The 23,005-nt window shown below is 58.2% G+C and carries 20 protein-coding genes; 17 read left to right on the top strand and 3 right to left on the bottom strand.

The genetic code is table 11. The annotated features are described in order from the left end of the window. Window positions 1–108 precede the first annotated feature (108 nt). From ABIN98_RS25275 to flaF, 8 genes are all read left to right on the top strand, one after another. Window positions 109–501, top strand: coding sequence for a hypothetical protein (locus ABIN98_RS25275; protein ID WP_346914387.1), 393 nt, complete (start codon window positions 109–111; stop codon window positions 499–501). A 310-nt stretch (window positions 502–811) separates the two neighbouring features. Further along, window positions 812–1,939, top strand: a complete 1,128-nt coding sequence (locus ABIN98_RS25270) for a flagellin (protein WP_346914385.1) — start codon at window positions 812–814, stop codon at window positions 1,937–1,939. Between the two features lie 188 nt (window positions 1,940–2,127). Beyond that, window positions 2,128–3,258 (top strand): flagellin, encoded by a 1,131-nt coding sequence (locus ABIN98_RS25265; RefSeq protein ID WP_346914383.1) that lies wholly within the window; start codon window positions 2,128–2,130, stop codon window positions 3,256–3,258. Window positions 3,259–3,448: 190 nt separating this feature from the next. Next, window positions 3,449–4,576, top strand: a complete 1,128-nt coding sequence (locus tag ABIN98_RS25260; RefSeq protein WP_346914381.1) for a flagellin — start codon at window positions 3,449–3,451, stop codon at window positions 4,574–4,576. 278 nt (window positions 4,577–4,854) lie between these two features. Further along, entirely contained in the window at window positions 4,855–6,363 is a 1,509-nt protein-coding gene (locus ABIN98_RS25255) for a flagellin (RefSeq protein ID WP_346914379.1), read from the top strand. A 276-nt stretch (window positions 6,364–6,639) separates the two neighbouring features. Then, window positions 6,640–8,142: a flagellin gene (locus ABIN98_RS25250; RefSeq protein ID WP_346914376.1), complete on the top strand. Its 1,503-nt coding sequence runs from the start codon at window positions 6,640–6,642 to the stop codon at window positions 8,140–8,142. A gap of 91 nt (window positions 8,143–8,233) precedes the next feature. Further along, window positions 8,234–8,722 carry a flagellar biosynthesis repressor FlbT gene (gene flbT, locus ABIN98_RS25245; RefSeq protein ID WP_346914374.1) on the top strand — a complete coding sequence of 163 codons (489 nt, stop codon included), beginning with the start codon at window positions 8,234–8,236 and terminating at the stop codon, window positions 8,720–8,722. Next, window positions 8,610–8,984 (top strand): flagellar biosynthesis regulator FlaF, encoded by a 375-nt coding sequence (gene flaF / locus ABIN98_RS25240; RefSeq protein ID WP_346894548.1) that lies wholly within the window; start codon window positions 8,610–8,612, stop codon window positions 8,982–8,984. Before flbT ends, flaF begins: the two co-directional genes overlap by 113 nt. An 86-nt stretch (window positions 8,985–9,070) precedes the next feature. Here flaF and ABIN98_RS25235 read toward each other — a convergent pair whose 3' ends face one another. The 3 genes from ABIN98_RS25235 to ABIN98_RS25225 form a co-directional block, all read right to left on the bottom strand. Next, entirely contained in the window at window positions 9,071–10,501 is a 1,431-nt protein-coding gene (locus tag ABIN98_RS25235; RefSeq protein ID WP_346914372.1) for a flagellar protein, read from the bottom strand. 112 nt (window positions 10,502–10,613) lie between these two features. Beyond that, complete coding sequence (locus tag ABIN98_RS25230) at window positions 10,614–12,467, bottom strand: flagellar basal body rod C-terminal domain-containing protein (protein ID WP_346914370.1); 1,854 nt, start codon at window positions 12,465–12,467, stop codon at window positions 10,614–10,616. Window positions 12,468–12,544: 77 nt separating this feature from the next. Continuing rightward, complete coding sequence (locus ABIN98_RS25225; protein WP_346914368.1) at window positions 12,545–13,924, bottom strand: flagellar hook-basal body complex protein; 1,380 nt, start codon at window positions 13,922–13,924, stop codon at window positions 12,545–12,547. 300 nt (window positions 13,925–14,224) lie between these two features. On the opposite strand from ABIN98_RS25225, the gene ABIN98_RS25220 reads away from it, so the two are divergent. From ABIN98_RS25220 to ABIN98_RS25180, 9 genes are all read left to right on the top strand, one after another. Further along, window positions 14,225–15,070, top strand: a complete 846-nt coding sequence (locus ABIN98_RS25220) for a MoxR family ATPase (protein ID WP_346914364.1) — start codon at window positions 14,225–14,227, stop codon at window positions 15,068–15,070. A 16-nt stretch (window positions 15,071–15,086) separates the two neighbouring features. Then, window positions 15,087–15,638 (top strand): hypothetical protein, encoded by a 552-nt coding sequence (locus ABIN98_RS25215; RefSeq protein WP_346914362.1) that lies wholly within the window; start codon window positions 15,087–15,089, stop codon window positions 15,636–15,638. A 70-nt stretch (window positions 15,639–15,708) separates the two neighbouring features. Next, window positions 15,709–16,236: a histidine phosphatase family protein gene (locus tag ABIN98_RS25210; protein ID WP_346914360.1), complete on the top strand. Its 528-nt coding sequence runs from the start codon at window positions 15,709–15,711 to the stop codon at window positions 16,234–16,236. 69 nt (window positions 16,237–16,305) lie between these two features. Further along, window positions 16,306–17,823, top strand: a complete 1,518-nt coding sequence (locus ABIN98_RS25205; RefSeq protein WP_346914358.1) for a YcjX family protein — start codon at window positions 16,306–16,308, stop codon at window positions 17,821–17,823. Continuing rightward, window positions 17,820–18,872, top strand: a complete 1,053-nt coding sequence (locus ABIN98_RS25200) for a TIGR01620 family protein (protein WP_346914356.1) — start codon at window positions 17,820–17,822, stop codon at window positions 18,870–18,872. The genes ABIN98_RS25205 and ABIN98_RS25200 overlap by 4 nt, the downstream gene beginning before the upstream one ends. A gap of 114 nt (window positions 18,873–18,986) precedes the next feature. Then, the gene (gene ppk2, locus ABIN98_RS25195; protein WP_346914354.1) at window positions 18,987–20,048 is read left to right on the top strand and encodes a polyphosphate kinase 2; all 1,062 of its coding nucleotides are present in this window, start codon (window positions 18,987–18,989) and stop codon (window positions 20,046–20,048) included. A 341-nt stretch (window positions 20,049–20,389) separates the two neighbouring features. Further along, entirely contained in the window at window positions 20,390–20,932 is a 543-nt protein-coding gene (locus ABIN98_RS25190) for a dTDP-4-dehydrorhamnose 3,5-epimerase (RefSeq protein WP_346914352.1), read from the top strand. A gap of 68 nt (window positions 20,933–21,000) precedes the next feature. Continuing rightward, a complete protein-coding gene (locus tag ABIN98_RS25185; protein ID WP_346914350.1) occupies window positions 21,001–21,906 on the top strand; it encodes a Gfo/Idh/MocA family oxidoreductase in 906 nt (301 codons plus the stop codon). Next, complete coding sequence (locus tag ABIN98_RS25180; RefSeq protein ID WP_346914348.1) at window positions 21,903–22,970, top strand: glycosyltransferase; 1,068 nt, start codon at window positions 21,903–21,905, stop codon at window positions 22,968–22,970. The genes ABIN98_RS25185 and ABIN98_RS25180 overlap by 4 nt, the downstream gene beginning before the upstream one ends. Window positions 22,971–23,005: the final 35 nt, after the last annotated feature.

Below are 23,005 nucleotides of genomic sequence, written 5' to 3'. Positions count from 1 at the left end.
GGCGATCTGTCCAAATCTAACCTTTCCGTTAACGCAAGATTCATTCCCTTACGTTAAGGTGCCAATGCTAACGGGTATTAGTAGCGAGCAACCCGGAAGGATAGGACGATGGAAACGGCATTAGTACGGCCGCCATTGCCGTCATATACGGCGATAACGCCGGCAACACGCGCTCCGGAGCGAACAGAACCGGCCACCAAGACGGATTTGCCGGCGTCGAACACGGTCACGCCTTCCACGGAAGGCGATCAGGGCCGCCCCACAGCCGAGAATGAGAGGCGTGGCGAGACCCGCCTTGACGCGGTCCGGCCGCAGATCGAGCGCAAGAATATCGTCGACCCGGAAAGCGACAGCCTTATTTATGTCGCGACCGACAGCAACTCCGGCGAGGTCGTTCGGCAGGTTCCAAGCGAGACACTGCTCAAACTGCGCGCCTATGCCAAAACGGTCTCGGACCAATCGAACGAGACGGCGAACCAAGGCGTGGAACGCACCGTCTAACCCCCCCTGCGCGCGCCTTTGCCCGCAGCCTGGATCATCGACCCATATGACCCGCTTCAATCCGTTGAAGCGGGTTTTTTATTGCTTCCCCCAAGCATTTTCCCATGACTAACAAAAAGCAAAATTTCTTGATTAACAAATATTATATCGAGATACAAAACAATTAACCAATACTATTAAGCATAATTATTCAAAGAGCTTTAAACTTAAAATCCGATAACCAAGTTAATTAGGATTCGATACAAATTTTACTGACAGGGTTTGCTTGCCACTCAGGAAGAATGGCGAATAAATCAGAAGGAACTCTGTTATGGGTAGCATTACTATTTCAAGTGCGGTGCGCACGAACCTCAACTCTCTTCAGGCAACGTCGTCCCTGATGAGCTCTGTCCAGGAAAAGCTGTCGACCGGCAAGAAGGTCAACTCCGCTCTGGACAATCCGAACTCCTTCTTCACGGCAAAGGGCCTGGAAAACCGCGCAAGCGACCTTTCCACCCTGCTCGATGACATGGGCCAGTCGGTCCAGACCCTGAAAGCAGCCGACAAGGGGATCACCGCGATTTCCGATCTGGTCGACTCCGCCAAGGCAAAGGCCAACCAGGCCCTGCAGACCTCCAGCCAGTCCGAGCGTAGTCAGTACGCCAAGGAGTACAATGAACTCCTGACGCAGATCGAAGATCTCGCCAAGGATTCCGGATACAAGGGCAAGAACCTGCTCGGCGGTACCGGTAACGACCTCTCGGTGACCTTCAACGAAGACGGCACGTCTTCTCTGTCGATCTCCTCTGTCGACTTTACCGACACCACCAGCTCGACCGGTCTGAACCTGTCCGACCTGGCAACCGCTTCGACCGGCACGGCAACGCTTGCCGTTACCGGCTCGGCAGGAACCACGCTGGACTCCACGGCCAACTTCAGCAGCGGTGATGTCATCACCCTGACCGATGCCAACGGCTCGGAAGTCGGGTCGCTCACCATCGACTCCTCGACGACCATTGCCGATCTGGAAGCATTGTACGATGGCGTCGACGGCGCGAGTGCCGCTTTTGCCACCAATACGCTGACGGTGACGTCCGAGTTCAAGCTGACCACGTCGTCCAGCAACTCCACGCCGGCCGATTTCACCACCAACGGCACCGATTCCGGCTTTGCCACCGACGCCAACATCGACGCGGCCCTGACCAAGCTGAAAAGCGCTCAGGACACGCTGCGGTCTCAGGCATCGACCTTCGGTACCAACCTGTCGATCGTCGAAGGTCGTCAGGACTTCACCAAGGCGATGATCAACACCCTGGAAGAAGGCGCCGGCAAGCTGACCCTGGCCGACACCAACGAGGAAGGCGCGAACCTGCTGGCCCTGCAGACCCAGCAGACCCTCGCCTCGACCTCGCTGTCTCTGGCAGCTCAGGCCGATCAGAACGTCCTGCGGCTCTTCTAAGTCACCGCCAATAAAATCAAGTAGATGGCGGGGAATACCCCGCCATTTATATATTCACTTTCAATTTGCCTTAAGGTTATAAACTTCGTAATCATATTTCTTTACGTTTGTTTACTTTTCGCCGTGCAGTCTTCGCTTCGTCCGACCCAGGAAGGGTCTGTATTGCGTACTCCTAGAAAGGAAGCACCATGGCGACTAACGTCACGATTTCGAGCGCTGTGCGTTCGAACCTGAATGCTCTTCAGTCCACCTCCAAGCTCATGACCTCGGTGCAGGAAAAACTTGCAACCGGCAAGAAGGTCAACTCGGCTCTGGACAATCCGAACTCCTTCTTCACGGCAAAGGGCCTGGAAAACCGCGCAAGCGATCTTTCCACCCTGCTCGACGACATGGGCCAGTCGGTCCAGACTCTGAAAGCAGCCGACAAGGGGATCACCGCGATTTCCGATCTGGTCGACGCCGCCAAGGCGAAGGCCAACCAGGCTTCCCAGACGTCCAGCCAGACCGAACGGGCCCAGTATGCTGAGGAGTATAATGAGCTCCTGACGCAGATCGAGGATCTCGCCAAGGATTCCGGCTACAAGGGCAAGAACCTGCTCGGCGGTACCGGTAACGACCTCTCGGTGACCTTCAACGAAGACGGCACGTCTTCGCTGGCAATCTCTGCAGTCGACTTTACCGACACCACCAGCTCGACCGGCCTGAACCTGTCTGACCTGGCAACCGCCTCGACCGGCACGGCAACGCTTGCCGTTACCGGCTCGGCAGGAACCACGCTGGACTCTACGGCCAACTTCAGCAGCGGTGATGTCATCACCCTGACCGATGCCAACGGCTCGGAAGTCGGTTCACTCACCATCGACGCCTCCACGACGATCGCTGATCTGGAAGCATTGTACGATGGCGTCGACGGCGCGAGTGCCGCCTTCGCCACCAACACGCTGACGGTGACGTCCGAGTTCAAGCTGACCACGTCGTCCAGCAACTCCACGCCGGCCGACTTCACCACCAACGGCACCGATTCCGGCTTCGCCACAGACGCCAACATCGACGCCGCCCTGACCAAGCTGAAGAAGGCTCAGGACACACTGCGGTCTCAGGCATCGACCTTCGGTACCAACCTGTCGATCGTTCAGAACCGTCAGGACTTCACCAACAGCATGATCAACACGCTGGAAGAAGGTGCTGGCAAGCTGACCCTGGCCGACACCAACGAGGAAGGCGCGAACCTGCTGGCTCTGCAGACCCAGCAGTCCCTCGCCTCCACCTCGCTGTCCCTGGCAGCCCAGGCCGACCAGAACGTCCTGCGGCTCTTCTAAGACACCGTCAGACCGACAAGACAAGAAGTGGCGGACCCAGTTCCGCCACTTTTTTATTTGCAACACTTCGTTAAGGTTAACCACCGCTAACCATATATTTTTACAAGTTGTTTTCCTGAATAAAGCTTTGATCTCACCTGAGACCCAGGACGGGTCTTTAGTTTTGCGTACTCCTAGAAAGGAAGTAAAAATGGGTGACATTACGATTTCCAGTGCCGTTCGTTCCAACCTGAACGCACTGCAGGCCACCTCCACTCTGATGAGCTCTGTCCAGGAAAAGCTGTCGACCGGCAAGAAGGTCAACTCCGCTCTGGACAATCCGAACTCCTTCTTCACGGCAAAGGGCCTGGAAAACCGCGCAAGCGACCTTTCCACCCTGCTCGACGACATGGGCCAGTCGGTCCAGACCCTGAAAGCAGCCGACAAGGGGATCACCGCGATTTCCGATCTGGTCGACGCCGCCAAGGCGAAGGCCAATCAGGCTTCCCAGACGTCCAGCCAGGCCGAACGGTCTCAATATGCCAAGGAGTATAACGAGCTCCTGACGCAGATCGAGGATCTCGCCAAGGATTCCGGATACAAGGGCAAGAACCTGCTCGGCGGCACCGGTAACGACCTCTCGGTGACCTTCAACGAAGACGGCACGTCTTCGCTGGCAATCACCGCAGTCGACTTTACCGACACCACCAGCACCACCGGTCTGAACCTGTCCGACCTGGCAACCGCCACGACCGGCACGGCAACGCTTGCCGTTACCGGCTCGGCAGGAACCACGCTGGACTCTACGGCCAACTTCAGCAGCGGTGATGTCATCACCCTGACCGATGCCAACGGTTCGGAAGTCGGTTCGCTCACCATCGATGCGACCACGACCATTGCCGATCTGGAAGCATTGTACGATGACGTCGACGGTGCAAGTGCCGCCTTCGCCACCAACACGCTGACGGTGACGTCCGAGTTCAAGCTGACCACATCGTCCAGCAACTCCACGCCGGCCGATTTCACCACCAACGGCACCGACTCCGGCTTTGCCACCGACGCCAACATCGACGCGGCCCTGACCAAGCTGAAAAAGGCTCAGGACACGCTGCGGTCTCAGGCATCGACCTTCGGTACCAACCTGTCGATCGTGCAGAACCGCCAGGACTTCACCACCCAGATGATCAACACTCTGGAAGAAGGTGCGGGCAAGCTGACCCTGGCCGACACCAACGAGGAAGGCGCGAACCTGCTGGCTCTGCAGACCCAGCAGTCCCTCGCCTCGACCTCGCTGTCCCTGGCAGCCCAGGCCGACCAGAACGTCCTGCGGCTCTTCTAAGCCACTTAAGACAGTCGACGAAAAACAGAAACGGCGGGCTTTTGCCCGCCGTTTTTTTGTCCGCTTTTATCCGCTTTTTTCCGCCAATTTCCGCGGCATCCGCCTTCGCGCCCCCATCTTGCCCCCTTTTCAGAACCTGCTTGAGATTCAACGCGTTAACCGTCCGTTAACCGTAAATTGCGACGAGTTAACCATTGATTAGGGTTAACAAACCATGATCCTAAGCAACCTGCTCAGGAAGAGCAGCAGAACATGGGACCCAGGAAAGGGACACACAGATGGCTGACAACATTACCCTGTCGGCTGCCGTCAGGCAGAATCTCCTTACGCTCCAAACAACAGCTGACCTGATGTCAGGCGTCCAGAACAAGCTGGCGACCGGGCTGAAGGTGAATTCGGCCCTCGATAATCCGAATTCCTTCTTTACCGCTTCCGGCCTCAGCAGCCGTGCGAACGACCTTTCGACCCTGCTCGATGACATGGGTCAGTCGCTCCAGACCCTGAAAGCGGCCGACGAAGGCATTCAGACGATTACGGATCTGGTCGAAACCGCCAAGGCGAAAGCCAACCAGGCGCTGCAGACCCAGAGCCAGTACGAACGCAAGACCTACACGGCTCAGTACAACAACCTGCTGAAGCAGATCGAGGACGTCGCCAAGGACTCCTCCTACAAGGGCAAGAACCTGCTCGGCGGCGACGGTAACGACCTGACCACGATCTTCAACGAAGACGCCACGTCCAAGCTGAAGATTTCTGCGGTCGACTACACCGACGCAGCGCTTTCCACCGGCCTCAACCTTTCGGACCTTGCCGAAGGCCAGGGCGGCGCCACTTCCTTCCAGCTCGAAGGCGGGAAAAACTCGTTCGTGCTCAAGGAGTCGACCAACGGCCCGACCCTGAACTCCAGTTCGCTCTTGGCCGATAACATGGGCCTGTCGACAACGAACACCATTACCTTCTTCGATACGGCCGGCTATTCCACGACATCCCAGATTGGCGCGTATGACTTTGCAGTTACGGCTGGCGCTACCGTTCAGGATCTGATTGATCATATCGACGGCATCGCAGGGGTACGGGCCGAATTCGATGAAGCAACAGGCGAGCTTACGGTCATCTCGAATGACGATCTGTATATTTCCAGCAGTGCTTCAACGACCGGCCAGCTGACGGCGGTCAATGCAACCGCCTTCACAACGCTCACGACCACCCTGTCCGGCTCCGGCTCCTACGCCGTGGGCGACGTCATCACCCTGACAGACGGCAACAACTACGAACTCGGTTCGCTGGAAATCGAAGATGACACCACCATTGAAGATCTCAAGGACTTCCTGAACGATTTCAACGGCGTGACGGCAAGCTTCAACACCACCACCGGCAAGCTCGCACTCACAAGTGAAACCGACCTCGGGTTGACCAGTACCAACACCGACTTCAACGCGGTAGACTTCACGGCCGATTCCGACGGGGTCACGATCGCCGCCTTGTCGGACTCCGGCTTCGCGACGGATAATGCGATCAACAAGGTTGTCGACAGGCTCAACAACGCCTTGTCGAACCTCAGATCCCAGGCCTCCGAATTCGGTACCAACCTGTCCACCGTCGAAATCAGGCAGGACTATACAAAGTCCCTGATCAACACGCTCCAGGAAGGCGCCGGCAAGCTGACCCTGGCTGATACCAACGAGGAAGGCGCGAACCTTCTGGCCCTTCAGACCCGCCAGCAGCTCGCCTCCACATCACTGTCCTTCGCGTCGCAGGCGGACCAGACAGTGCTGTCGCTCTTCTAAGCGGCGTAGAATCAGTCAGACGCACGACTCACAAGCTGACAATCAGGAACGGCGGGAGAAATCCCGCCGTTTTTACGTTTTCCGGTCTGAGGACGATTTTCGGCCTTCAAAAATTAGTCCGCTTTTTCAATCACTTAAAAGAAAGCTTTTGGTAACTTCTGTTTCCAAAACATTAACAGGTGCATCGCCCGTTAACTTTCCATTTACACTCTGACCAAACTACCTTCCCCGTGAAGGTAACTCCAGAAGTGTCTTGAATGAACGCGGTGAGCCCACATGAGCGATATTGTCCTTTCCAGTGCTGTTCGGGATAATCTTCTGTCGCTGAAAAGCACTGCCAAGCTGCAGTCCACCACCCAGAACCGGCTCGCAACGGGGCTGAAGGTCAATTCGGCGCTCGACAACCCGAATTCCTACTTCACCGCAGCCTCCCTGAACTCCCGGGCCAGCGATCTGAGCAATCTCCTGGACAACATGGGCCAGGCGGTGCAGACGATTAGGGCCGCGGAAGACGGTATCAACGGTGTCACCAAGCTCGTTGAATCCGCAAAGGCGATCGCAAACCAGGCGCTTCAGAACCAGAGCGAATACCAGCGCAAGGTCTTCGCCAAGCAGTACAACAACGTGCTGGAGCAGATCGAAGACCTCGCACGGGACTCTGACTATAAGGGCAAGAACCTTCTGGCCGGCATCGGCAACGCTCTGGAAGTCATCTTCAACGAGAACAGTTCTTCGAACCTGACCGTCGAACCCGTGGATTTCACCGATACCACCCTGGAAACCGGGCTGAACCTTCAGGACCTTGCGGAAGGGGCCGGAGCAACGTCCTCCTTTGCCGTCGCCTCGGGCTCGACGGTCCTCGACCTGACAGGTCTGCAGGCCTCTTCCAATCTGACCGACATGGCCAACTGGGCCAACGGCAACATCATCTCCATCTCCGACGGCACGACGACCAAGACCTACACGGTCGGCGTCACGATCACGACGGTTCAGGACTATGTCAACGCGATCGATGACATGGGCGGGCTGAAAGCCTCCTTCGACGAGGCCACCGACCAGATCAGCGTCATTTCCGGTCTCGGCACCGGCGTTACCCTGAGCATTGCGAAGGATGCCACCGGCGGCGGTGCGGTAACCGACGGCGGTGTGACGGCGACTCCGACGCCGACGACCCTGACCACGACCGCAATGAGCTCGACCGCGACCCTCATCAGCTCTGGCAATTTCGAGGCCGGCGACATTCTTTACCTCGCGGACGGAAACGGCTTCGAGGCCGCATCGATCGAAATCGATGCGAATACGACCGTCGACGATCTCATGAAACTGATCAACACGGTCAAGGGCCTGGACGGATCGTTTTCTGCCGGCAGCATCAGCCTGATCGGCGAGGTCTCCTTCAAGATCACGAGCACCAATTCGGACTTCAATATCGGGGCCTTTGCAACGACCGACGGGACGGTCAATCTGACCGCGACGGACTCCGGCTTCAAGGACGACACGGATATCGAACGAACGCTGCAGGCAATCAATGCCGCGCTCGACGAGCTTCGATCATCGGCAAGCTCCTTCGGAGCGAGCCTGTCGACGGTTCAGATCAGAACCGATTTCACGGAAGAGTTGATCAACACGCTTGAGGTCGGGGCAGGAAACCTGACGATCGCGGACATGAACGAGGAAGGCGCGAACATGCTGGCACTCCAGACCCGCCAGCAGCTGTCCTCGACAGCTCTCTCGCTCGCCAACCAGGCCCAGCAGAGCGTTCTTAGCCTCTTCGGCTGATCAACAAGGTTAATAACGTTAAGGTTTTGCTGGCAGCAATTTACCTTTTGGTTAACGTTTCAACGCCATACTTTTGGTTGGAGGTCACGGAATGGCGCTCAAGGTCGAGCTGAAACCGGGCGAACGCATTATTATTGGTGACAGCGTGATTACCAATGATAACCAGCGGACCCGTCTTTTTATCGAAGGCCAGGCGCCAATTCTCAGGGAAAAGGACATTCTCACGCCGGCCACCGCAGATACTCCGGCTAAACGCGTCTATCTGGCGGTTCAGCTCATGTATCTGTCCAATGCAGTGGAGAAGATTCAGGAGAATTACTTCACGCTCGTGAATGACATTGTGAAGGCCGCACCGAGTACGATCCCCTATATAACCAGGATCAGTAATTCAATCCTAACCGGCGCCTTCTATAAAGCACTGAAAGAAGCACGTAAGCTTATTGAGTACGAGAGGACGCTGATAGGCCATGTACAAACAGGCAGCGCAGGCTTACCAGAAGACGAGTCAGGTGGCAGTGTCGCCGAGGGAGCTGGAAGCGAACCTTCTGATGAAGGCGGCCGCCCGGCTTCAACTGATTAAGGACGAATGGGACGAGTCGTCGTTTGCGGAAAAGGACGAAGCCCTCGCCTATAATCGCAAGCTCTGGACCGTCCTGGTCACCTCGGCAACGAGTGCGGAAAGCGAACTTCCCCAGGACATCAAGAACAATCTCGCTTCGCTTGCGGTTTTCATCTTCAAGCAGACCATGAATGTTCTCGCCAATCCCGAGCCTGAAAAACTCAACGTGATGATTTCGATCAACCGCAGCATCGCTGAAGGGCTGCGGGCCCGGCCCGAATAAATCATCCGCCAGGACCGATAAAAAAACCGGGGCATCCGATGCCCCGGTTTTTTATTGCGTAGCGCTCAGATCCCGCTGCGGGGATGTTAGATATAGTTGACCAGGCTCAACTGGAACACGATCGAAGACGCCCTGTAGGACGTCTCCAGATTGGTCTGAAGCTGCAGGATTTCCATCGCAAGGGTGTCGTTGTCTACCCCCTCGATTTCACCGACGGTCGTCAGGTAACTGGACTTCATCTGCGTATGCCGGTCGTCCGTCATCTCCAGGGTCCGGTAGGCTATGGCGATATCCGTTGCAATGTTAGAAATGCCCGACTGGCTCTCCCCCACCGGGGAAACGACGGTCCGCATGTTCTGCGAGAGCGTATTGTAATACTTCTCGTCGGTCGTGGTTCCGCCGGAGAAATCTGCCGCCACAAAGGTGGCCAGCGACTTCATCAGATCCGTGATGCCCTGCTCGTTGGCCCGCGCGCCGTAGTTGAGCGTCAGGTTGGTATCGATGACAGCTCTTTTGTCTTCGCGCGGATTGGTGGTGACGGAGTTTTCACCGGTGTACCAGGCAACCGTTGTCGCGCTGCCGTCGACCACGCCGGTTGCCGTGTCATAGGGCGGACCATCGACGCGCATCGTGGTCCCGCCGTTGTAGGTGTCGAAAAACTCGTCCGCGGCCCACTGATTGGCGATGGCTTTCAGGTTGGTCTGCGCCTCTTCCTCCAGGGCCGACGAGATCGCATCGCGCAGGTTCTGGGTCGTTTCCTCAAGATCCGCCCCGATCAGGAACTGGTTCTCGCCAGCCTGGCTGTCGGCGGCTGTCAATTCCAGGGTATAGGTGTCGGTGTGATTCGGCGGCAGGGTGAACTCGATCGAGATGGTTTCACCCTGGACCGGCTGGCCAGTCAGAGTCACGTCAAAACTGTCCGGATCACCGCCGCCAGGACCTGTGATGGTCGTGTTGCTCAGGCCGTTGGTGACCGACGAGATATCGAACCCGAAATCATGAGCACCGTCTTCGGCGATCGTGAACGTGGAATCCGTCGGGATGAGGCCCAGATAGTTGGTTGTCAGCGCTGAAATATCCAACCGGCCATTGTTGTTCGCGCCGAGGTTGGCCTGGACATATTCATCCGAAATCGTGCGGAACCCGGCCAGCGATCCGGATCCGTTCATGATCGTGTCGATATCCGCCACCGGATTGTTGGTCGTGTCGGTGCCGCCGAAAAGATAATATCCGGCAACCTCGGTATTCAGCAGGTTGGCAGTTTCGTGAAGCAGCAGTTCGGCAGTCGACTGCGTCTGGGTCTGGCCGTCGGCTTCCAGCTCGAAGTCATTGGGATCATAGGCCGATTTAGCATCCAACCGCAGGCCTTCCATCCGATCGAGGGTCAGGTTCATGGTTTTGAGATGCAGGTTCGCCCGGGTGATCGTTTCCTGGTAGGAATCGATCTGGCCGATCTTCTGTGTCAGCTGCAGATCGAGAAGACGATTGTCCCCGACCCCACCATAGGTCGTTGACACCTTGCCGGTCGACAATTGGGTCGACTTTTCGGTGAGCGCCTTGTGAATGCTCGTCAGCTGTTTAGACAGATAAGACCGCGATGTTACTAGGGAACCAACAGGCATAACGCACCTATATGCTGTTCAGCAGGGTTTCATAAAGCTCGTTGACCGTCTGCATCACCCGCGCACTGGCGGCGTAGGCGTTTTGCAGCTCGATCAGAAAGGCCAACTCGGCATCGACATCGACCGAATAGCTTTCCTCGTAGCGTGCCGCGAAATTGGTCGTGACCGTATCCCGGGCATTGCTATAGGTCTCGGCATCTTCTGCCTGGTTGCCCTGATAAGCCGTCACCTGGTTGATGTATTGCATGACGGTGCCCTGGTAGGGACTTGCCGCATTCCCGATCCCGGCACCGGAATCGAAGGCGACGGTGTCATTTGTCAGGGCATTCAACAGATACTGGGCCCGCGCCGGGTCGTTGGGTGAATTCACGGATGGCGTGGTCTGATAGTTCACCAGTTGAGAACTATCCGCCACCAGAGCCGGATTGACCGCGATACCCCAAGCATAACCCAGTCTTTGACCGCCGTCCTCCAACGCATCCGTAAAATCATTGACCCCTTCGGTCTTATCGACGAAGAGCGCCAGTCCGAGTCCCTGATCCGTCGAACTGCTCACTGTGACATCTGCCGTCAGACTGTCGACGATCGTGTTCGTGCCGGTGTCGCCGAGGACCTGCAGATTGCCGGAACCGTCATCGCTGACATTCAGGTTGGTTCCGCCCAGCGCGGCGATAATCTGGGTCACGTAGTTGGCGGTATTCCCGCTCGAGATATCGATCCCGTAGACGGTGTCGTCCGCACGGGCGGTAGCGGAATTGGCAAGCGGCAGCAAAGTCGCGTCTTCTACCGCGACAAAAGTGACTTCATGGGTATCGCCGGCTGTGTCCTGATAGGTCAGGGAAACCGTGTTGCCGGCCTGCAGGGCCGAGAGGTCGAGCGTATATCCGCTCTCCAGCCCCACTGTCGTTGCCGTGCTGTCCACGGTGACGTTTGAAAACGCAAGCGACATCTCCGCCGCGATCGTGTCCAGCTGGGTCTGGGCCTCGACGAGGATTTCGTCGCGAAGTTCCGCCAAGGCGCCGATGCTGCCGGATTCGATGTTCTGCAGAAGGTCGAAAGTCGTTCCGCCGGGGGTGGTAACGGCGATCGTCCCGCCTGCTTTCCCGGGCTGCAACGCGGCAGTTGAATTAAAGGCTACGGTAGAGGCCTTGCCGTTGGCGTAAAGCTGCTGGCCGTTCGCGGTCCGGATCAGGAGATTGCCTTCCCCCTGGTCGGTGATCTTGATTTCGAGCAAACCGGAAAGCTGCTCGATATAGCGGTCACGCTCGTCGAGCAGATCCGCGGTCGAAAGGCCGGCCGCGCGGGCTTCGTCGAGCGATTCGTCAATGTCTTCCATGCTTTGCAGCAGGTCGCCCAATTTGTCCGCCTGTTGTGCCAGCGCATCATCGGCCTGCTGACGCATTTCGTTGATTTCGGCATAGGAGGAATTGAGTTCCCGGGCAAAACCCTGCGCAGCCGAGATGACTTCCTGCTGGGCCGCATAGCTGCTCGGATCGTTGACCAGCGACGACAGCGTGTTCGACATTTCGGTCGCAAGCGACGTCATGCTGGATCCATCTTCGATGGTCCCGATGATTTCGTCGAGCCGGCCGGTGTAATCCGCGATCTGGTAGGAATAGTTGGTTTCGGCGAGGGAGCCGAAATAGGCAGCCTGGATCCGCTCATCGATGATCCGGGTAACCTGGGTCGACTGAATGCCGGAAACGTTGCCCTGGCCGTCGAAGAACACATCGACGGAGACCTTCTTGGCCGTGTAGCCGACCTGGTCCGCATTCGCGATATTCGCGGCGGTGACCTCAATCTGCTTCTGATTGTAGTCGATACCGAACCGCGCCGTATTCAAGGCGGATGTAAGACCCATGGCTACGCCCCTTTAAAAATCGATACTCGGGAACTTCCCGGCGGAGCCCTCAGGCTCCGCCGAAGCGCTTGTTGGCATTAACGGATCATGTTCAGGGCATCGTCGAGCATGCCCTGGGCGGAGGTGACGACCCGCGAGTTCGCCGAATAGGCCTGCTGCGTGACGATGAGCTTGGAAAACTCCGAAGCGATATCTGCGTTGGACAGCTCAAGCGACTTCGCGCTGATCGTGCCGCCACCGGTCAGGTCCGCCTCGCCGGAGTCCGGAGTGGCCGCGAAGGCGGAACCGTCAACACGCTTCAGGTTCTGCTCCGCATCGAATGTGGCAAGCGGGATCCGGTAAAGGCTCCGGGTCTGGTTGTTCGAGTAGCTTGCGTTGATCCGGCCCGATTCATCGATCGAAATGCCCTCCAGTTCACCGGCTGCATAGCCGTCCTGATCCACGGCGACGGAGGTCGCGACACCCGTCGGATCGGAGAACTGGGTCAGAGACCCGCCGGAGAGTGAAAACTCGATGTTGGTCGCGGTCACGTCGCCGACGGTCAGGGTGGCGATATCGAAACCGTTGCTGGTGCCGTTCACCGTGCCGTTGGCGCCGGCGGTGAGGGTCTGCATGACACCCGAACTGGTGAAGTTGACCGTGCCGACTTCCAGCCATGCCGGGTCGTTGCCGCCACTGCTGATGTACAGAGCCCACGTATCGTCCTGCGGCACACCCGCATCTGCATTCAGCGTCTTGGCCCAGCGGACTTCCACGTTCATCGCGGTACCGTTCTGGTTATAGACCGTGGTCGAGCCACCGGTGATGGACTGATCCAGGAAGGTGCTTTCGTTGGCCGATGAAATGTTCGCACCGGCGAGCGCAGCTCCCAGGAGCGCGGTATCTTCGTCGGAATCGTCATAGTCCGTCGTATCGGGGACACGCGGCAGGTTCGCCTGGTAATCGATCTGGGTCGTTGCCTGCGCTGCCAGCGGCTGATCGCTGATCTGGATAACGGTCGGAGAATTGCCCTTCACGTTACCGGTCGTCGCATCCAGCTCGAACCCCTTCAGGAAGTAACCCGAGGCGTTGACCATATAGTTGCTGTCGTTCAACTCGAAGTCGCCGGCGCGGGTATAATAGGACGCATCCTGAAACGTCGTCTGACCGTCGACGACATCGGCCGCGGAGGTCACGACGAAATAGCCCTCACCACTGATGGCCATATAAGTATCGACGTCCGAAGCCGAGATATCGCCCTGCACCGTATTGGTTGCGCGCGAGGTCGCATAGGTGGTGCCGGACACCTGGTCCGCCTGCCGGGTACCGCCACCAGCCACGAGATCGGAAAAGCTCGTGTCCAGGCGCTTGTAACCCGTCGTTTGCGAGTTCGAGACGTTACCGGAAATATTTTCCAAGGCCTGCGCCTGTGCCGTGAGGCCAGAGACCGCCGAATTGATAGCCCCGTAGATACCCATTTTACTTCCTCATCAAGCTATAGGGCATGCGCCCAGTTGTTCGGCAGATCATCCGCAAACAGCGTGCCACAATGCCTTCCGACGGAAATACACATTATTTTTCAGACATTTGCAGAAATGCAGCCGACACACCCGGAAACCTCCCGGCCCGGCACAAATGGCAAAATCGGCAATTTCTTCCCGGCAGATGCGGCAATTCCGGCCATGCGACGAACCTTCCGCCCCTGTTGAAAAGGCCTGCTTGCGCGGGTTTCATCCGGCGCATACTGTTCCCACACCAAATCAATGATGGACATGCTGATGCGTTTTGAAGGTACCGACAGCTACATAGCCACCGAAGACCTGCGCGTTGCCGTGAATGCGGCCGTCGCGCTTCAACGCCCCCTGCTTGTGAAGGGCGAGCCGGGAACGGGAAAGACCGTGCTCGCCCAGCAGGTCGCCCAGGCGCTTGGCGCGCCGTTGATCGAGTGGCATGTGAAATCGACCACCAAGGCGCAGCAGGGCCTTTATGAATATGACGCCGTCTCCCGCCTGCGCGACAGCCAACTCGGCGACGAGCGCGTCAAGGACATCAACAATTACATCCGCAAGGGCAAGCTCTGGGAGGCCTTCACGGCGCCTGTTCGCCCGGTCCTTTTGATCGACGAGATCGACAAGGCCGACATCGAGTTTCCGAACGACCTGCTTTTGGAACTCGATCGGATGGAGTTCTTCGTTTACGAGACCGGCGAGATCGTGAAGGCCAGCCAGCGCCCGATCGTGATCATCACCTCCAACAACGAAAAAGACCTGCCGGACGCCTTTCTGCGCCGTTGCTTCTTCCACTTCATCAAGTTCCCCGACCGGGAAACCATGACGGAAATCGTCGAGGTGCATTTCCCCGGTCTGAAGCAGCGCCTGCTGCGCGAGGCCTTGACCCTCTTTTACGACGTGCGCGATGTGCCGGGGCTGAAAAAGAAACCGTCGACCTCGGAACTGATCGACTGGATCAAGCTCCTGCTAAACGAGGATGTGGACCCCGAGACCCTGCGCCAGGGCGATACCGGCAAGCTCATTCCCCCGCTTCACGGCGCTCTATTGAAGAACGAACAGGACGTGCATCTGTTCGAACGCCTGGCCTTCATGGCGCGGCGGGAACGCACCTGACGAAGAGGCGGCCGCCATGTTGGGAAATCCGTTTTTCCGGGCACGGGTTTCAGCTGCCGCCGCCGCAATGACGCTCTGCATGGTCCTGACGGCCGTCTCCGGCCCGGTCAAAGCCCAGGACGACGAAGACGGCTGGGTCAGCGACTTCGAGGGCCTGAGGCATTTTTCAGGCATGCGGTGCCCCGACGTCGTGGGCGGCTTCCTCCGGTCCAAGGCCTTGGGAGCCGATTCCGACCGGATGGCCGGATGCATCTATTCGGGCGAGGACGGCATGACGGCCGTCCTTCGCCAGCATCTTTTGGGAACCGGATCCACCGAGGCACGGAAATACATGAAGAACTACAAGGCCGCCGGCTTTCGGGAGATTGCCCTGACCGGTGTGGCCCAGAGCGGCATCTCGTTCGTGACCCGGGACTGGACGCAGGCGACCCAGTGCGAAACTCTCTGGCACTTTTCGGGCAAGAAAGCCGACTACACCTTGTGGCTCACCTATTCCCTGCCCGGCCAGGAAACCGTCGTCGGCCCGGCGGTGGCGGCCTTCACCAAGACACTCAACCGCCAGAACTGAATTTGATCCGGCCCGCTGGCCCTTTTGAAGCGCTTCCCATACTCTCCTCTCAGACAATGGGAGGACACACGTGCTTCGCCTCATGCTGCTCAGACATGCCAAGTCGGATTGGGGGGATCCCTCCCAGGACGACATCGACAGGCCGTTAAATGCCCGCGGTCGCGCAGCGGCCCATACCATGGCCGCCTATTTCGCCGCCCAGGACCTCCTGCCGGATCTGATCCTGTGTTCGAGTGCGCAGAGAACCCGCGAAACACTGGCTCATCTCCTGCCTTTTCTGGACGGCGAGTATGAGATCCGGGTCCAGGCCGATCTCTATTATCAGAACGAGAACACCTACGTTCCCATCCTGCGGAAGGAAGGTGGCACCGCCCGCACGCTTTTGCTGATCGGTCACAATCCAGCGACTGAAGAAACCGCCCTGTCCCTGGCCGGCTCCGGGCCGGAGGATGCGATTGAGGACATGGGCATGAAATTTCCGACCGGCGCCCTGGCCATTCTTGATTTCGAACTCGAAACCTGGGCGAAGCTGAGCCCGGAAAGCGGGCATCTCGACCGTTTTGTCAAACCCCGCGACCTCGAAATTCCTGACGAATAAGGGCATTTGCGCGTTCGCCTGATTGCGAACGGCCATGGGCACGCCTACATCTGCGGCGGAGATATTGCATTGACACGACTTCAGTCGCTCACAGAAGAAGCCCGCCTGACGCTGGCCAATCTCGCCGACACCGCGGGGGACCTGGCCGTTCCGAGCCTGCGTCTCGGCGTGACGGGCCTCGCCCGTTCCGGCAAGACCGTCTTCATCACCGCGCTGGTGCATAACCTTATTCATGGGGGCCGGCTGCCCGTCTTCCGGGCCGCGGCGGGAGGACGCCTTTCCAGGGCGACGCTTCAGCCCCAGCCGGACGATGCGGTTCCCAGGTTCGACTACGAAAGCCACGTCGCAGCCCTCGTCAACCAGCGGCTCTGGCCCCAGTCGACCCGGCAGGTTTCCGAATTGCGCCTGACCCTCGAATTCGAAAGCGCGTCTTTTTTCGCGCGCAAGTTCGGCCGGGGCAAGCTGCATCTCGACCTGATCGACTACCCCGGCGAATGGCTGCTGGACCTGCCTCTCCTGTCCAAGTCCTATGCGGAATTTTCCGCCGAAGCGCTACGCCTGGCCCGCGCACCGGGCCGGGCAAAAATCGCCGGGCCATGGCTTTCGATGCTTGGCGAAACGGACCCGGACGGAGCCGAAAGGGAAACCGATGCGCAGAAGCTGTCGGAGGCGTTCAAGCGCTATCTTGCCGACTGCCGGAACGATGCCCATGCCTTGTCCATGCTGCCGCCCGGTCGATTTCTCATGCCCGGCGATCTGGACGGATCGCCTGCGCTGACCTTTGCGCCGCTCGACATGCCCGCCGACTCGCCGCCTGCCCGCAACGGCACCTTCCGCGCCATGATGGAGCGGCGGTATGAGGCCTATAAATCCCATGTCGTCCGCCCCTTCTTCCGCGAGCATTTCGCGCGCTTGGACCGACAGATCGTGCTGGTTGATGTCCTTCATGCACTGAATGCCGGCCCGTCGGCGATGAACGATCTGGAAGTCGCCCTCGGCGAGGTCCTGAAGGCGTTCCGGCCGGGCCGCAGAAGCTGGCTGGCGTCTATCCTCAGCCGGCGCATCGACCGGATCCTGTTTGCCGCTACCAAGGCCGATCATTTGCACCGGGAGGACCACGACCGGCTCGAGGCGATCCTGGAACGGCTGGTGGCGCGTGGCATCGAACACGCCCGCTTCAAGGGTGCGGAGGTCGAGGTACTGGCCATGGCCGCGGTTCGCGCAACGCGTGAAGCCACGGTCAAACACAGGGGCGAGGAACTGCCCGCCATCCTGGGTACGCCCCTGCCCGGCGAAACGGTGAGCGGCGAAAGCTACGACGGCAACACGGAAATCGCCATGTTTCCCGGGGACTTGCCGGAAGATCCTGACTCGGTTTTTGCGAAAGCTGAATCAGGCTCTCAAGGTCCTGATGCACAAAGGCAGGTTCTCTTTGAACCAGTACATGAAGGGATTGATTCAACCCTTCAGTATCTGCGTTTCCGGCCGCCCAAACTCGACACCACGGCAGAAGGCCTGACCTTGTCCCTGCCGCACATCCGCCTCGACCGGGCCCTTGAGTTCCTTCTCGGAGACCGTCTCGCGTGACCGACAATTCATCGACATCCTCCGGCTCGCCGCGTCCCGGGCGCAAGCCGACCGCTTTTCGCCTGGACGACAGGAACGTCAGGCTGACAGAAGATCCCGCCGACCAGCCTGACAACGACGAAGCGCTGATCGCCGCACTCGAGGAGGAAACCGAGACCCCGCGCCTGCCGGCCACCGCAAGCGCGCCGAAATCGACTTTCGGCTTCGGTAAATGGATCGCTATCGGTTTCGGCGGCCTGGTCAGCCTGGCTGTCGGGCTCGCGGTCGATGCGCTGATCCGGGACCTGTTTTCAAAGACCGAGTGGCTCGGCTGGACGGGTGTCGGGCTCGCAGCCCTGGCAATCCTCGGCCTCCTCGGTTTCCTCCTGCGAGAGTTCCTCGGCCTCCTGCGCCTGGGCAAGATCGACCACCTGCGCGCCGCGCTCGCAAAGGCCGCGGAGGAGGATGATGCCCGCGCGGCCGGTCATCACCTGAAGGAGCTGATCGCGCTTTATCAGGACCGTCCGGAGACGGCCCGCGGCCGCAAGGAGCTGACCGGACATATGCGCGAAATCATCGACGGCCGCGACCTGGTCGTGCTCGCCGAACGCGATCTTCTGGGTCCGCTCGATCTGGAAGCCAAACGCATCGTCATGAACAGTGCCAAGCGGGTCTCTCTGGTCACAGCCGTCAGCCCGCGCGCCGTTATCGACCTGCTTGCCGTCCTGATCGAGAACATGCGCACCATCCGCCGGGTCGCGGCCCTTTACGGCGGCCGCCCCGGCACGCTCGGCTTCCTGCGGCTGGCCCGGCACATCGCCACCCATCTGGCGCTCACCGGCGGCATGGCGGCAGGTGACAGCCTTGCCTCGCAGGTTCTCGGCCACGGTCTTGCTGCCCGCCTGTCGGCGCGGCTGGGCGAAGGTGTCATCAACGGCCTTTTGACATCCCGCATCGGCATTGCCGCCATAGCCGTCTGCCGTCCAGCCCCGTTCATCGATACCAACGGGCCGACAGTAACGGAATTTCTGAGCGAAATAGTCAAAACTACCGAGAAAGAAGACCGGTAGGCTTATTCACACGTGAAATATTTCGCCAAATCGGAGCAAACATTGATCCATGTAAATGATTTGGTTTCGTTCTTTTGCTAAAGGCTTCTCCGGACATATTGGGGAGCATGATACATGGCATCTGAGCAACTTGACGCAAATACCGCAAAGGAAACCGCAACAGAAGCCAAGGCTTCCCCGGCCAGGGCCAGACGCAAGACAGTGAAAGCTGTCCCGGCTACCGAAGCGGCTGCCGAAACAGATGTAAATGCGGAAGCCTCTACGACCGCGGGTTTGGTTCGACACCATCTGGCGGAAATGCGCCATGATCCCGCAGCCATTCGCCATGTCTTCGAAACCGGAGAATATCCCTATTCGACGAAGATGCGCCGCGCCGCCTATGAAAAGCAAAAGGCGAAGCTGCAGGCGGAACTCTTGAAGGCCCAGAAGTGGATCCAGGAAACCGGGCAGCGGGTCGTCATCCTGTTCGAGGGCCGGGATGCCGCCGGCAAGGGCGGAACCATCAAGCGGTTCATGGAGCATCTCAACCCGCGTGGTGCGAGCGTCGTCGCATTGCAGAAACCGACCGAGCGCGAACGCTACCAATGGTATTTCCAGCGCTACATCGAACATCTGCCGTCTGCCGGAGAAATGGTGCTGTTCGACCGTTCCTGGTACAATCGGGCCGGTGTCGAACGCGTGATGGGCTTTTGCAAGCCGAACGACTACCTGGAATTCATGCGCCAGTGCCCGGATTTCGAGCGCATGCTGGTCCGCGATGGCGTCCTGATGTTCAAATACTGGTTTTCGGTTACCCGCGAGGAGCAGAAGCGCCGTTTCAAGCAACGCAAGACCGACCCCCTGAAACAGTGGAAGCTGTCGCCGATCGACGTGGCCTCCCTCGACAAATGGGACGACTACACAGAAGCCAAGGAAGCCATGTTCTTTTACACCGATACGGCCGATGCCCCCTGGACCATCGTGAAGTCGGATGACAAGAAGCGCGCACGCCTTAACTGCATGGAGCATTTCCTGAGCTGCCTGCCCTATCCGGACAAGGACCGTCGGGTGGTCAATGTTGCCGACCCCCTGATCGTCGGCTCCAGCCAGCACGTAATCGACCGGGATGCGCATATTCTGGGAAAGACGCTCCATCCGGACATCAAGGGCGGACGCAATGGAGATGGCCAAGCTTAGGCCGACACAGCATTTTGCCCCGGGGCGGTGTTTCGACACGTGACGCACCGCCCTGCGCGGCACAGGTCCAAAGGCGCTTCCGATCTGCCCAGATATAACGGGCAGTGTTCGGCGCGCCATTCTTGATGAGTTCACTTTCAAAATAGCGGACTTCCCGGCAATTTCTCGGGTCTGCCTGCAAGTGATTCAACAATTTATTACTTTAAGAAATCCGAATATATAAAACAGTATTCCAATGTAAAAAGTCTCAAGATAGGCGTTGTGAATTCAAAAATACCTGTTATAGCTTCGGAATAAGCTTTCGAGAAATTTATTATTCAGAATAATTCTAAAGAACGGCTATGTGTCATCCAGAAATAGTAATAGATGGTGTAAAATCAATAGATTTTACCCAACATAAAGATGATCGCGGTATATTTGTTGAAGTTTACCGCAACGAATGGATAGACGAAACACAGCCCATTCAATGGAATGTCGTCCACAGCAGCGCGAATACGCTTCGGGGCGTCCATGTGCACGTCGACCATCACGACTATCTGACCGTGCTCTCCGGCGTAATGCTTCTGGGTCTTCATGATATCCGACCCGAGAGCCCGACCTATGGCAGGTCGAGCACGATTGAACTGAGCACCGAGCCGTCGCGGGCAATCTTGATCCCTCCGGGCGTCTGCCACGGCTTTTATTATCTTCAGCCGTCCATCCACCTTTACGCGGTCTCTCAGTATTTCAATCCTGCGGACGAACTCGGTTGTCGTTTCGACTGCCCGGAACTCAATCTCGACTGGCCGGCAACGTCTCCCCTGCTTTCCCAACGAGATCAAACCGCCGATAATTACACGACGATGTGCGAGAAATTCCTCTCAGGACACAAGAGCGTCGGCTGACACAAGACCCGCGAACCAGCCTTACGCACTTGTTCTGAGCGAATGATTTGTCAGATATAGGGAATGATATGCTCGAAATAGGTCTGGTCGGCTTCGGACGCTGGGGCAAGCTCATCTTTCGCGATCTTCGCGCCTTGGGCGCCCGTGTTCACGTCGCAGTGCCGAGCGAACAGAGCCGGGCGGCGGCCATGGAGGCAGGTGCCGCAAGTGTCTGCACGCAGGCGTCCGGCTTGCCCGATATTGACGGCTATGTCGTCGCTGCCCCGACCATTCTCCATGCGCAATGCATCACCCCCCTGACGGGACGCGGGAAACCCATTTTTGTCGAAAAGCCTCTCACCTGCGATCCGGTTTCGGCCCAGATGATTGCGGAGGAGATCCCGGACCGGATCTTCGTCATGGACAAATGGCGGTATCATCCGGGCATTTTGAAACTGTCGGAGCTGGCCGGATCGGGCGCTCTTGGCGATATCCGGGCTGTGCGGTCCTACCGGCTCGGTTGGGGCAATCCCCACAAGGATGTGGATGCCGCCTGGATCCTGCTTCCTCACGATTTTTCAATCGCCCAGGACATCCTGGGCTATCTTCCCGAACTGGATACGGTTCTCGTCCAGCACAAGGATCTGGAAGGCGAGGACCTGACGGTCCGTTTGAAAGACAAAACGACCGGCGTCTCCGTGACCTGCGAAATTTCGGCCCTGCATCCGGGCAACAAACGCTCGGTGGTCGTCATCGGCAGCACCGCGGTCGCACAGCTTGCCGATTCCTATGACGACCGGGTTCTTGTTGCGAAAATCGGCGATGACGCGGGTCCGCAGGAAATCAAGGTCGACACCAGGATGCCCCTCCTTGCTGAACTGGAGGCATTCATCGCTCACGTAAAGGGCGGTCCTCCCCCCAAATCATCGGCACGGGAAGGCGCCGTCACGGTCCAACGCGTCGCCGAAGCCCGCGCCATGGCCGGCTGGGCATGACCGCGCCGCTGTTCACAATCATTCTGGCGGTTAACCGTCCACCCCTGCTGCTGCCCTTCGCCATTGACAGCGCCTTGAGGCAAACCGTTCAGAACTTCGAACTGTTCATCGTCTGCGACGGTGCACCGGAAGAAACCGTCAAGCTTGCGGAAACCTATTCCGCCGGGGATGACCGGATACGGGTCTACCCTTTTCCGAAGGGACAACGGCACGGGGAAGCCCACAGGGACACGGCTCTGAAGGACGCCCGGTCGACCTATGTCGCACATCTGGCAGATGACGACATCTGGCTGCCCAATCATCTGTCAGAGCTCGAACTGCTCTTGAAGACCTGCGATTTCGGCAATCTCCTGCATGCGGATGTTCGTCCGGACGGTCGGGTCAAGGTCCATGTCGGATCCCTTGGCGATCCGGCGATCCGGGACAGGATGCTCAAGGAAAAGTGGAATTTCTTCGGCCCCTCCTCCGCCGGCTACAGGCTCGATGCCTATCGGGCGCTCCCCGTGGGCTGGAGCCCGGCGCCGGAAGATATCTGGACGGATCTTCACATGTGGCGGAAGTTTCTCAGCCGTGAAGGGCTCACCGCCGATACGCGGTATTCGGTCCAATGCATCAAGCTTCCCGATTCCATCCGCCGGAAGATGACGCTTGAGGAGAGACTTGAAGAGACGAGAAGCCTGGTGGAGAAGTATGCTTCTCCCCAGGCACGACAGGATTTCCAGACAAGGTGCTTCAATCAGATCCTCGATACCGAGCGCGACAGGGCTTTGAGTGAGTACCGGAACGATCTTAGCCGCAGGGAAAAAGATGCGGAAAAGCTGGCCAAGGAACTCTCAAGGCAGCAGAAAAAATACGCTCTCAGATGCGAAGACATTCGTGCGTTGAAAAAGAATGCCCGAAGGCTGGAAGCGAAACTGCAGGAGACGAACGACAAGAAAAAGGCCCAGGCACGGCAACTCGAAGCCAGGATTTTGGAGTTGAAGTCCATGCGGTCTTCCATGTCTTGGCGTCTGACCGCACCGTTTCGAGTCATCGTCGGGATTTTCAAATCCGAAGGAAAATGACTCGGCAGGGCGAACCGGCCTCTTCCCCGCTTCGC

The sequence above is a fragment of the uncultured Roseibium sp. genome, assembly GCF_963675095.2.
In the GTDB taxonomy this organism is placed as follows: Bacteria; Pseudomonadota; Alphaproteobacteria; order Rhizobiales; family Stappiaceae; genus Roseibium.
This window is presented reverse-complemented; position numbering and strand designations above follow the sequence as displayed.

What these genes read in the sequence shown, in the direction of transcription:
- ABIN98_RS25275 (WP_346914387.1), top strand. Translation starts at nt 109, where the DNA reads ATGGAAACGGCATTAGTACGGCCGCCATTGCCGTCATATACGGCGATA.
- ABIN98_RS25270 (WP_346914385.1), top strand. Translation starts at nt 812, where the DNA reads ATGGGTAGCATTACTATTTCAAGTGCGGTGCGCACGAACCTCAACTCT.
- ABIN98_RS25265 (WP_346914383.1), top strand. Translation starts at nt 2,128, where the DNA reads ATGGCGACTAACGTCACGATTTCGAGCGCTGTGCGTTCGAACCTGAAT.
- ABIN98_RS25260 (WP_346914381.1), top strand. Translation starts at nt 3,449, where the DNA reads ATGGGTGACATTACGATTTCCAGTGCCGTTCGTTCCAACCTGAACGCA.
- ABIN98_RS25255 (WP_346914379.1), top strand. Translation starts at nt 4,855, where the DNA reads ATGGCTGACAACATTACCCTGTCGGCTGCCGTCAGGCAGAATCTCCTT.
- ABIN98_RS25250 (WP_346914376.1), top strand. Translation starts at nt 6,640, where the DNA reads ATGAGCGATATTGTCCTTTCCAGTGCTGTTCGGGATAATCTTCTGTCG.
- flbT (WP_346914374.1), top strand. Translation starts at nt 8,234, where the DNA reads ATGGCGCTCAAGGTCGAGCTGAAACCGGGCGAACGCATTATTATTGGT.
- flaF (WP_346894548.1), top strand. Translation starts at nt 8,610, where the DNA reads ATGTACAAACAGGCAGCGCAGGCTTACCAGAAGACGAGTCAGGTGGCA.
- ABIN98_RS25230 (WP_346914370.1), bottom strand. Translation starts at nt 12,467, where the DNA reads ATGGGTCTTACATCCGCCTTGAATACGGCGCGGTTCGGTATCGACTAC.
- ABIN98_RS25225 (WP_346914368.1), bottom strand. Translation starts at nt 13,924, where the DNA reads ATGGGTATCTACGGGGCTATCAATTCGGCGGTCTCTGGCCTCACGGCA.
- ABIN98_RS25220 (WP_346914364.1), top strand. Translation starts at nt 14,225, where the DNA reads ATGCGTTTTGAAGGTACCGACAGCTACATAGCCACCGAAGACCTGCGC.
- ABIN98_RS25215 (WP_346914362.1), top strand. Translation starts at nt 15,087, where the DNA reads ATGTTGGGAAATCCGTTTTTCCGGGCACGGGTTTCAGCTGCCGCCGCC.
- ppk2 (WP_346914354.1), top strand. Translation starts at nt 18,987, where the DNA reads ATGGCATCTGAGCAACTTGACGCAAATACCGCAAAGGAAACCGCAACA.
- ABIN98_RS25190 (WP_346914352.1), top strand. Translation starts at nt 20,390, where the DNA reads ATGTGTCATCCAGAAATAGTAATAGATGGTGTAAAATCAATAGATTTT.
- ABIN98_RS25185 (WP_346914350.1), top strand. Translation starts at nt 21,001, where the DNA reads ATGCTCGAAATAGGTCTGGTCGGCTTCGGACGCTGGGGCAAGCTCATC.
- ABIN98_RS25180 (WP_346914348.1), top strand. Translation starts at nt 21,903, where the DNA reads ATGACCGCGCCGCTGTTCACAATCATTCTGGCGGTTAACCGTCCACCC.